Source organism: Microterricola pindariensis (genome assembly GCF_002936985.1).
Taxonomy (GTDB): Bacteria; Actinomycetota; Actinomycetes; order Actinomycetales; family Microbacteriaceae; genus Microterricola; species Microterricola pindariensis.
This window is the reverse complement of record NZ_MPZN01000003.1, coordinates 119,066-130,037: the sequence shown is the minus strand read 5'-3', so window position 1 is coordinate 130,037 and position 10,972 is coordinate 119,066. Positions and strand designations below refer to the sequence as shown.

The following is a 10,972-nucleotide window of genomic DNA, read 5'->3' as shown; positions in this document are numbered from 1 at the left end:
AACGAGGGTGGCCTCAGCCGGGACGACTTCGGTGCGATCCAGATCCGCCCCGACTTCTCGCTCGTCGACCTGCCGGCCAACCTCAGCCAGGACACGCTGGCGCGCCTCGAGAACACCCGCATCAGCGGCAAGCTCATCGAGCTGCGCCCGGACAGCGGTGCGCCTGCGCGCCGTGACGACCGCGGCTCCTACGGCGACCGTGACCGTGGCGGCGACCGCGGTGGCTACGGCGACCGCAAGCCGCGCGAGCGCTACTAAGCACCCAGGCGCCCTCCTGAGCGCCTGACCCCTCCGAGCGGGGGCTTCTGCACAGTGTTGAACCTCGACACCGTGCATAAGCCCCCGCTCGTTTGCGTTTGTGCGCGGTTTAGGTGGCGCGTGAAGCGGATGCCGGCCGGCACCGTCCATAGCGGACTCCCAGCCCGCTCAGGGCAGGGGCATGGCACGGCCCCGCATGCTCGGAGTACGCTCCGACAACCAGAACTCGCGAGGTCCCCATGAGCCGCATCCCCGAACCAGAGTCCACCCCGGCCGGCCCGTCATTCGAAGGCCGCCTGCTCGACCGGGCAGACGAGGAGGTGGTCGACCAGGGCGTCGCGTTCGACATCGGCACCCTGATGAGCCGGCGCGGCGTGCTCAGCGTCTTCGGCGCCGGTCTCGGGGCCGTGCTGCTGGCAGCCTGCACCCCGGGCGGCGCGGGCGGCACGTCCTCCGGCGCGGCGACGGCGGGCACCGCGACGGGCGAGATCCCCGACGAGACGGCCGGCCCGTACCCCGGCGACGGCTCGAACGGGCCAGACATCCTCGAGCAGTCGGGGATCGTGCGCAGCGACATCCGCTCCAGCATCGATGGCGGCGCCACCGCGACGGGCGTGCCGATGGCCATCACGCTGACGATCCTCGACATGGCGGGCAACGACGTGCCGTTCGCCGGTGTGGCGGTCTACGTCTGGCACTGCGACAGCGGCGGCGGCTACTCGATGTACTCGAGCGGGCTGGAGAACGTCACCTACCTGCGCGGCGTGCAGGTGGCCGACAGCGCCGGGAAGGTCTCCTACACGTCGATCTTCCCGGCCTGCTACACGGGGCGCTGGCCGCACGTGCACTTCGAGGTGTACCCCGGCGTCGGCGCCATCACCGACTCGGCGAACGCCATCTCCACCTCACAGCTGGCCCTGCCACAGGACGTCTGCGAGACCGTGTACGCCCTCGACGGGTACGAGGGCTCCGCAGAGAACCTCGCCCAGGTCAGCCTCGCCAGCGACAACGTGTTCGGCGACGACGGCGGCGCGCTGCAGCTGGCCACGGTGACCGGCGACGCGACATCCGGCTACCAGGTCTCCCTCACGGTGCGGGTGGACACCCGCACGACGCCGACCGCGGGCTCGGCGCCGGGCGGAGGCGGAAACGGCGGAGGCGGGGGCACGCCGCCGAGCGGCGGGCCCGGTGGCGGGCCGCCGCCCTCGAACTGAGAGCGGGAGGGTGATCGCCGGGCGCCGACACGCCCGGCGCGGGATGGCGGCTTCATGCGCCGTCATTCGGTCGGCGTGCGTGGACGCGCTCGCTACGCTGGACCCATGAAAATCCCCCTCTTTTCCGCGGCCATCGTCGGCGCCCTGTTGTTGAGCGGTTGCGCCACAGGCACGGATGCCGCACCTGAACCGACCACCCCCGCCGCGAGCGACGCCGCCGCCGCCCCCGCCGCGGGCGAGAGCTGTTCGGGCGTCGAGGTCGTCGTCGACTTCGGCATCCTGGACTCCCCGTCCGTCACCGACTGCATCGACGCCGACGCCGCGATTGCCGCCGCCGACGCGATCGCGCAGGCCGGAGTGAGGACAGAGGGCAACGCCGACTACGGCGACGCCGTGGTCTGCCGCGTCGACGGCCGCCCGGCCGCCGACGAGACCGTCGAGGTGGCGGGCGAGGCGCCGTTCACCGAGCCGTGCAGCTCGATGTCCCCCGCCTACGCCTTCTGGGCGCTCTGGGTGAAGCCGGCCGCCGACGCCGACTGGGGCTTCGCCATGGAGGGCCTCTCCACGCTGCAGGCCGAGCCCGGCCAGAGCATCGGCCTCGTCTACACCACCGGCTCCGGCACCGAGCCGCAGCCCCCGGCGGCGGACTAGGTGCGCTTCCACGCGGGCGCGCTGCGCACGGCGGCACTCGTTGCCGCCGTGTTCGTCGCGACCCGCGTGGTCTACCGCGTCGTCTTCGGCGGGGCGGGCGGCAGCGGCATCCTGCTGCTCGACCTGCCCCGCATCCCGCTCGGCGGGCCATTCGCGCACGTCGCCCTGTTCGGCCCCATCACGACGGGCGGGCTCTGGAATGCGGCGGTCAGCGCGCTGCCCTTTGCGGCCGTCATCCTCGCCTTCGGGCTCGTCAACGCCGTCATCGACATGCGCAGGCTGTTCGTGCACGGCTCGACCCGCGGGCCGCTGCGGGCCATCAGCCGATCGCTCGTGATCGCCTGGTCGACCGCCCCCGCGCTCGCGCAGGCTGTGCGCAGGCTCCGCCGGGCCGCCGCGCTGCGCGGCGAACGCGGGACAGCGGCGCTGCTGGTGCCCGTGTTCGAGCAGACCATCGAGCGGGCGCTCGCCCTCGCCGCTTCCATGGAGGTGCGCGGCTTCGCGGCGCGGCATCCGCTGCCAGCCGCCACGCCGGTCGCCGAGACGCTCGCGCCGGTCGCCGAGTTGGCGGATGCCGGTCTCCACCGCGACGGCACGCCCCTCCTTTCGGGAATGACCTTCACTATTACCCCCGGTACCTTCACGGTGCTCGTCGGGCCCACCGGCGCGGGAAAGTCCAGCCTGCTGCGCGGCCTCGACGGCCTGTTCCAGCACTTCGACGGCGGGCACCAGAGTGGGCGCATCCGTGTTGCCGGCGTCGACCGGGCGACGACCCCGCCGCGCGAGACGGCCGCGTTCGTCGGCTCGGTCGCGCAGAACGTGCGCCTCGGCTTCGCCACCGCCACGGTGCGCGAGGAGATCGGCTTCGCGCTGGCCGTGCAGGGCGTCGCAGAGCCGGCGCGCACCGAGCGGGTGCGGGCGACGGCCGAGCTGCTCACGATCGGCCATCTGCTCGACCGCGACATCATTGCGCTCTCGGCCGGCGAGGCGACGCTCGTCGCGATCGCCGCCGCGGTCGTCGCCCGGCCCCGGCTGCTGCTCGTCGACGAGCCGCTCGCCGAGCTCGACGACGCGGCTCGGCTCCGGGTGTCCGCGGCGTTGCGCGGTCTCGTGCGGGAGCACGGCGTGGCGGTGATCGTCGCCGAGCACCAGTGGGAGCTCTGGCAGCCACTCGCCGAGCAGTGGCTGCAGATCGACGGCGGCCGGGTGCGGGTGTCCGCGGAGGCGCCCGCGGCACGGCTCGAGACTCCTCCCGCCGCTCCGGCCCCGGCCGCCGATGCCCGGCATCCGCTCGCCCACGTTCGCGGGTTGAGCGTCGCGCACGACGGCGCAACCGTCGTCGACGGCGCCGCGTTCGAGCTGGCCGCCGGCGAGCTCGTGGCGCTGTCCGGCCAGAACGGCGCGGGCAAGTCGAGCCTGCTCCTGGCGATGGCGCTGGCGGATGCCGCCGGAACCGTGCTCGTCGCCGGCGACGACGTCGCGGCACTCACCCCGGCGCAGCGCCGGCGGCGCATCGCGCTGGTGCCGGAGCGCGTCGACGAGCTCTTCCTGCAGACCAGCGTGGCGGCCGAGTGCCGGCGGGCGGACCGCGCCGACTCCCCCGCGGTGCCGACCGACACGACCTTCGCGCTGCTGCTCGGGCAGGACGCGGGCAGCCCGAGCCACATGGCGCTGTTGCTGCGGCATCCGCGGGACCTCTCTGCCGGGCAGCAGCTTTGCCTCGCCCTGGCGATCCAACTGGCGCCCGCGCCCGACGTGCTGCTCGTCGACGAGCCGTCACGGGGTCTGGACCCGGCGACCCGGCAGATGGTCGGCCTCGCCCTGCAGCGTGCCGCCCAGCACGGAGAGCCGGAGAGCGGACGCGCCGTGCTGTTCGCCACGCACGACGCCGGCTTCGCGCGGAGCTACGCCGAACGACGACTGCGCTTGGCCGATGGCCGGCTGCGGGCCGAGGACGCGGCGGTGCCGCGATGAGCCGCGCCACCTGGACGGCGCTCGCCCTCGCCACCGGCAGCCTGCTGGCGTTCGCGGGCTTCGCCTGGCCACTGCTGGCCAGTGCCGTGCCGGCCGATGCCCAACGGGCCGCGCCATTCGTCGCCATGGCCCTGGTGCCGGCCGCCATCGCCGTCGTCGCGCTGGCGCTCGACCGCGAGATGCACTCGGCCAAGGCCGTCGCACTGCTCGGCGTGCTCGCGGCGATCGGCGCGGGCATCCGCATCGCCGGCGCCGGTGTCGGGGGCATCGAGGCGGTGTTCATCGTGCTGATCCTGGCCGGCCGCGCCTACGGCGCCCGCTTCGGCTTCCTCCTCGGGCTCATCACGATCGCCGTGTCGTCGCTGCTCTGGGGCGGATTCGGCCCGTGGACGCCATTCCAGATGTTTGCCTGCGCCTGGGTGGCGGCGGGGGCCGGCCTGTTGCCGCGCATCCGGGCGCGGGTGCGCGGTGGGGCGGATGCGGCGTCCGCCGATGCCGCGCTGGCCGCGCTTTCTGCAGTGAAGCGGGCGGGCAGGCTCGAGATCCTGATGCTCGCCGGGTACGGGGTCGCGGCGTCTTATCTGTTCGGGCTGCTGATGAACATCTGGTTCTGGCCGTTCGCGGTCGGCATGGGCACCGACATCTCCTATGAGGCCGGCGCGCCGCTCGGCACGAACCTGGCCTCGTTCGCCCTGTACTCGCTGGTGAGCTCGACGCTGACCTGGGACACCGTGCGTGCCGTCACCACCGTGGTCGGGCTGGCGCTGCTCGGCCCGACGCTGCTGGCCGCCCTCCGCCGCGCGAAGCTCCCCGCCGCACGCTGAGCACCAGCCTCGACCATACCCGCTGCGGGTTGGCGCCGCTTGTTGGCTTCGGTCGCTGGCGCTCCCTCGAGCCAACGGGGATGCGCGCACCCCTCCACTCCCCACGCCGGCTCGAGGGGGCCGCGCCGCGACGAAGGAGCAGCGCAGCCCCCGAAGCCCCGGAGCCAACGAGACCGCGTTGCGAGGTCTCGATACGGCGCTGGCGCGCCTACTCGACCAACGGAGATGGGCACACCCGGCGCTGTTGGCTTCGGTCGCTGGCGCTCCCTCGAGCCACCGGGAGATCCCACACCCGCTGGACGGCGCCACGCCCGCCGCGCGCTGAGCACCAGCCTCGGCCACACCCGCTGGTCGAGTAGCGAGGAACGAGCGTATCGAGACCAGGTTGCGAGGTCTCGATACGGCGCTGGCGCGCCTACTCGACCAACGGAGATGGGCATACCCGGCGCTGTTGGCTTCGGTCACTGGTGCTCCCTCGAGCCACCGGGAGACCCCACGTCGGCTCGAGGGAGCGAGGAACGAGCGACCGAAGCCGCGGAGCCAACGGGAAGGGGGCGGGGGCGGCAGGCGCGGCGGCTAGACCGAGAAGTACTTGGCCTCGGGGTGGTGGAAGACGAACGCGTCGGTGGACTGCTCCGGGTGGAGCTGCAGCTCCTCCGAGAGCACGACACCCATCCGCTCCGGCTTCAGCAGCTCGACGACCTTGCGGCGGTCCTCCATCTCGGGGCACGCCGGGTACCCGAGTGAGAAGCGGGCACCGCGGTACTCCAGCTTGAACAGCCCGGCGACATCCGCCGGCTCCTCGCCGGCCAGGCCGAGCTCCGCACGCACGCGCGAGTGCCAGTACTCGGCCAGCGCCTCGGTGAGCTGCATCGCGAGGCCGTTCAGCTCCAGGTAGTCGCGGTACTTGTTCTCGGCGAACAGCTTCGACGTCGTCTCGCTCACCCGTTGCCCGGCGGTCACCAACTGCACGGCGACGACGTCGACCTGCCCGGTGTCCTTCCCGCGCACGAAGTCGGAGAGGCACAGGTGCCGGTCGCGGCGCTGCCGCGGGAAGGTGAAGCGCAGCCGCTCGCTGCCGGCCGCTCCGCCGGAGCCGCCGTCCGGTGCCAGCAGCCCCGGCACGCCGAGCAGCCCGGCCGCATCGTCGCCGTGGTGCAGCACGACCATGTCGTTGCCGTCGGCGATCACCGGGAAGTAGCCGTAGGCGACGGAGGCATCCAGCATGCCCTCGGCGAGGATCCGGTCCAGCCAGTAGCGCAGCCGCGGCCGTCCCTCGGTGTCGACGAGCTCCTGGTAGCTGGCGCCGTCGTCGCCGCGGCCCGGCTTCAGCCCCCACTGGCCGAGGAACGTCGCGCGCTCGTCCAGGAACGCCGAGTACTCGGCCAGCGCGATGCCCTTGACGATGCGGGTGCCCCAGAACGGTGGCACCGGCACGGGGTTGTCGGCAGCGACATCCGAGCGGGCGGGCAGGTCCTCCGGCTCGGTGACGATCAGCTGGCTCTGCCGGTGGATGCGCTTCTTCAGCGCGGGCAGCCCGACGCTCTCCGGCTCTGCGCCGCGGGCGATCGCCACGAGCGGCTCCATCAGGGCGAGGCCCTCGAAGGCGTCGCGGGCGTAGCGCACGGTGCCGTCGAAGAGCGCATCGAGGTCGTCCTCGACGTAACTGCGGGTGAGGGCGGCTCCGCCCAGGATGATCGGCCAGCGCTTCGCGAACCCGCGGTTCTGCAGCTCGAGCAGGTTCTCCTTCATCACCACGGTCGACTTCACGAGCAGCCCGCTCATGCCGATGACGTCGGCGTTGTGCTCCTCTGCGGCGGCGATGAACTCGTTGATGGTCTGCTTGATGCCGATGTTGACGACCGTGTAGCCGTTGTTCGACAGGATGATGTCGACGAGATTCTTGCCGATGTCGTGCACGTCGCCGCGCACGGTGCCGATCACCATGGTGCCCTTGCCGGCGGCATCCGTCTTCTCCATGTGCGGCTCGAGCAGGGCGACGGCGTTCTTCATCACCTCGGCGGACTGCAGCACGAACGGCAGCTGCATCTCGCCGGCGCCGAAGCGCTCCCCGACGACCTTCATGCCCTCCAGCAGGTGCAGGTTGATGATGTCGATGGCGCTCGCCCCACCGGCGCGGGCCAGGTCGAGGTCGCCCTCCAGTCCCTTGCCCTCGCCGTCGATGATGCGGCGCTCCAGCCGCTCGCCCACCGGCAGCGCGGCCAGCTCGGCAGCCCGCTGGTCCTTGAGCGCGGCGGCGTCCACCCCGGCGAACAGGTCGAGCATGGTGGAGAGCGGGTCGTAGACGAGCGTGCCCTCCGCGTCGTACTCGCGCCTGTCCCAGACGAGGTCGAGGGCGACCTTGCGGCGGTCCTCCGGCACGGATGCCAGCGGCACGATCTTCGCGGCGTCGACGATCGCGCTGGTCAGCCCGGCCTCGACGGCCTCGTGCAGGAACACCGAGTTCAGCACCGAGCGGGCGGCCGGGTTGAGGCCGAAGGAGACGTTGGAGACGCCGAGGGTGGTGTTGATGCCCGGGTACTTCGCGGTGATCTGGCGGATCGCCTCGATGGTCTCGATGGCGTCGCGCCGGGTCTCCTCCTGCCCGGTGGCGATGGGGAAGGTGAGGGCGTCCACGATGATGTCCTCGACCCGCATGCCCCACTCGTCGACGAGCGTGTCGACCAGCCGGGAGGCGATGGCCACCTTCGTCTCGGTCGTGCGGGCCTGGCCCTGCTCGTCGATGGTCAGGGCGATCACGGCCGCGCCGTGCTCCTTGACGAGCGGCATGATGCGGGCGAAACGGCTGGTGCCGCCCTCGCCGTCCTCGAAGTTGACGGAGTTGACGACGGGGCGGCCGCCGATCAGCTCGAGGCCGGCCTGCAGCACAGCGGGCTCGGTGGAGTCGATGACGAGCGGCAGCGTCGAGGCGCTGGCCAGCCGCGACACGATGGAGCGCATGTCCTCTGCCCCGTCGCGGCCGACGTAGTCGGTGCAGACGTCGAGCATGTTGGCGCCGTCGCGCACCTGGTTGCGGGCGATGTCGACGCAGTCGTCCCAGCGGCCGTCGAGCATGGCCTCGCGGAAGGCGCGCGAGCCGTTGGCGTTGGTGCGCTCGCCGATCGAGAGGTAGGAGTTCTCCTGTTCGAAGCTGACGTGCTGGTACAGGCTGGCGACGCCCGGGTCGGTCTCCAGCGCGCGTGCGGCGGGCGTGGCGCCCTGCAGCCGCTCGACCACGGCCCGCATGTGTGCGGGCGTCGTGCCGCAGCATCCGCCGATGAGGCCCAGGCCGAACTCCCGCACGAACTGCTCGTGCGCCGTCGCCAGCTCGACCGGGGTGAGCGGGTAGCTGGCCCCGTTGGCGCCGAGCACCGGCAGACCGGCGTTCGGCATGCACATGACGGGGACGGTGGCGAACTTGGAGAGGTGGCGCAGGTGCTCGCTCATCTCGGCGGGGCCGGTCGCGCAGTTGAGCCCGATCGCGTCGATGCCGAGCGGCTCCAGCGCGGTGAGCGCGGCTCCGATCTCGCTGCCCATCAGCATGGTGCCGGTCGTCTCGACGGTCACCTCGACGAAGATGGGCAGGCGGATGCCGCTGGCGGCGATGGCCGCCCGGCATCCGTTGACCGCCGACTTGGTCTGCAGCAGGTCTTGCGAGGTCTCGATGAGGAACGCGTCGGCGCCGCCGCGGATCAGGCCGAGCGCCTGCTCGGCGAACGTCGCCTTGAGGTGCGCGTAGGTGGTGTGGCCGAGGCTCGGCAGCTTCGTGCCCGGACCCATCGATCCGAGCACCCAGCGCTGGCGGCCGTCGCGCGCCTCCCAGGCCTCTGCCCGCCCGCGGGCGATGGCCGCGCCGGCGTGGGCGAGCTCCTCGATGCGGTCGTCGATGTTGTAGTCGGAGAGGTTCGACCAGTTGGCGCCGAAGGTGTTGGTCTCGACGGCGTCGATGCCGGTCTCAAAGTAGGCGTCGTGGATGGCGCCGATCATGTCGGGCCGGCTGACATTGAGGATCTCGTTGCAGCCCTCGAGCTGCTGGTAGTCCGCGAGGCTCGGCTCGTGCTCCTGCAGCATGGTGCCCATCGCGCCGTCGGCGATCACGACCCGCGAGGCGAGCGCGTCGAGCAGGGCCTGGGCACGCTCCGGACGGACCGCTGCCGAGATGTCGGTGCTCCCGAATTCGGGGCTCGGGAGGGTGTCGGTCGGCAGCGTCGCATCAGTCACAGGCTCATCGTACCGAGCGCATTCGGGCCGAGAGGCCGGATGACGCCATGTGCCGACACTTGCCGGGCCGGTGCCGGGGGTGTAGCAATGGGCATGGACTTCAACGCTGCGATCGAGCTCATCGGCACCTTCCTCGACGTCACGGGCGTCGCGGTGATCGTCATCGGCGCGATCATCGCCACGGTCGTCGCGCTGCGCAGTCTCGCCGGCAAGCGCGGGCCCGTCTACGTGCCGTTTCGCCGTTCACTCGGGCGCTCGATCCTGCTCGGGCTCGAGCTGCTCGTCGCCGCCGACATCATCAAGACCGTCGCGCTGACCCCGACATTCCAGAACGTGGCCGTGCTCGGCGGGATCGTGCTGATCCGCACCTTCCTGAGCTTCTCGCTCGAGCTGGAGATCAATGGGCGTTGGCCGTGGCAGGCGAAGACCCCGCCGCAGACGCCGACGCCGACGCCGACACCAGCGCCGACACAGGCGCCGACCGCCGAGGTCCTCGCGCCCGAATAGATTCGACCTCAACAGCCGGACGGTGGGGTCTGTGCCTAGTGCGATCAGCCTAGACGCCCGTGCCCCGGCTCTCCGCGCCACTGCCGCTAGAGTGACCGCATGTCACGCACTAAGACCCGCCGCCGCTGGCCATGGTTTACCCTCGGCGGGGTCGCAGTCGCGGCCATCGCCGGGTGCGCCCTCGTCGTGTTCGGGGGCGCGCAACTGCTGCTGACACCGCACCATGACACCTCGACCCATGCCGGCACGGTGATCGCCGTCTCCGATGGCGCGGTGACGCTGCGCGCGATGGCGGCGACCAAGCGTGTGGGCACCTACGGTCTCGTCTGGGACACGGATGCCGGCCCTGGCACGGGAACGGCGACGATCGGCCCCGTCACCCGCACCACCGCCGACACCGTCATCCGCCCCCTCTCGAACATCTCCGGCCCCCTCAGCGCCGGCACGGCTGTCACGCTGAATCCGAACATCTACGCCGGCGACCCGGAGAGCAGCCTCGGCATCCCGTTCAGCCCGGTCACGGTCTCCGGCGAGCTCGGAGCGATGCCCGCCTGGCAGGTACCCGGCGACGGCGACACCTGGGTGCTGTTCGTGCACGGCATCGACGGGCAGCGGGAGAGCGGGCTCCGCCCGCTGCCGACCCTCGTCGACGCCGGCCTGCCGACGCTGCTGATCACCTACCGAAATGATGTCGACGCCCCCGCGAGCCCGAGCGGGCTCATCGCGCTCGGCCAGACGGAGTGGCGCGACCTCGAGGCGGCAGCCGACTACGCCATCGGGCAGGGTGCGACCGACTTCGTGCTCTACGGCGACTCGATGGGCGGCAGCATCGTCACCCGCTTCATGCACGAGTCACCGCACGCCGCCCGGGTGCGCGGTATGGTGCTGGACTCCCCCGTGCTCAACTGGTCCGGCGTGTTGCAGGGGCAGGCGGATCGCTTCGGCTTGGGCTTCCTGAGCTCTCCACTGCAGGCCGCGGTCGCCTGGCGGGGCGGCATCAACCTGGCCGAGCTCGACGAACTCGACCAGACGGCCCCGTTCGAGCACCTGCCGATCCTGCTCTTCCAAGGCCTCGCCGATCCGCTGGTCCCGCACGCCGAGAGTGAGGCGTTCGCGGCATCGCTGCCACACGCGCGCTACGTTCCGGTCGCCGACGCCGGCCACATCCAGAGCTGGAACGTCGACCCCGGCTCGTACGAGGCTGCCCTCGCCGAGTTCGTGGCCCAGTTCGCGCCGGCGGCCTGACCCGCCCCGCCCCGACCCGCCGGCGGACTAGCACCGCCTGTATCAGATACCCCCGTGCGGGGGGTGTCCCCCTTAATG

General features: G+C 71.9%; 8 protein-coding genes. 7 read left to right on the top strand and 1 reads right to left on the bottom strand.

Annotation, left to right across the window (positions count from 1 at the left end; genetic code table 11):
• The 5 genes from GY24_RS01975 to GY24_RS17350 all read left to right on the top strand — a co-directional run.
• On the top strand, positions 1 to 258 hold a 258-nt coding region (locus GY24_RS01975; protein ID WP_193953480.1), incomplete at its 5' end, for a DbpA RNA binding domain-containing protein.
• A gap of 239 nt (positions 259 to 497) precedes the next feature.
• Entirely contained in the window at positions 498 to 1,472 is a 975-nt protein-coding gene (locus GY24_RS01970; protein ID WP_104474127.1) for an intradiol ring-cleavage dioxygenase, read from the top strand.
• 105 nt (positions 1,473 to 1,577) lie between these two features.
• Complete coding sequence (locus GY24_RS01965; protein WP_104474126.1) at positions 1,578 to 2,123, top strand: hypothetical protein; 546 nt, start codon at positions 1,578 to 1,580, stop codon at positions 2,121 to 2,123.
• Positions 2,124 to 4,097 (top strand): ATP-binding cassette domain-containing protein, encoded by a 1,974-nt coding sequence (locus tag GY24_RS01960; protein ID WP_104474125.1) that lies wholly within the window; start codon positions 2,124 to 2,126, stop codon positions 4,095 to 4,097.
• Positions 4,094 to 4,921 carry an ECF transporter S component gene (locus GY24_RS17350; protein WP_112287874.1) on the top strand — a complete coding sequence of 276 codons (828 nt, stop codon included), beginning with the start codon at positions 4,094 to 4,096 and terminating at the stop codon, positions 4,919 to 4,921. The genes GY24_RS01960 and GY24_RS17350 overlap by 4 nt, the downstream gene beginning before the upstream one ends.
• 576 nt (positions 4,922 to 5,497) lie before the next feature.
• On the opposite strand, the gene metH is transcribed toward GY24_RS17350, so the two are convergent.
• Complete coding sequence (gene metH, locus GY24_RS01950; protein ID WP_233279144.1) at positions 5,498 to 9,082, bottom strand: methionine synthase; 3,585 nt, start codon at positions 9,080 to 9,082, stop codon at positions 5,498 to 5,500.
• A gap of 153 nt (positions 9,083 to 9,235) precedes the next feature.
• Here metH and GY24_RS01945 point away from each other — a divergent pair, with 153 nt between their 5' ends.
• Together GY24_RS01945 and GY24_RS01940 are read left to right on the top strand one after the other, a co-directional pair.
• Positions 9,236 to 9,649: a DUF1622 domain-containing protein gene (locus tag GY24_RS01945; protein ID WP_104474137.1), complete on the top strand. Its 414-nt coding sequence runs from the start codon at positions 9,236 to 9,238 to the stop codon at positions 9,647 to 9,649.
• A gap of 99 nt (positions 9,650 to 9,748) precedes the next feature.
• Positions 9,749 to 10,894 (top strand): alpha/beta hydrolase family protein, encoded by a 1,146-nt coding sequence (locus tag GY24_RS01940; protein ID WP_112287872.1) that lies wholly within the window; start codon positions 9,749 to 9,751, stop codon positions 10,892 to 10,894.
• Positions 10,895 to 10,972: the final 78 nt, after the last annotated feature.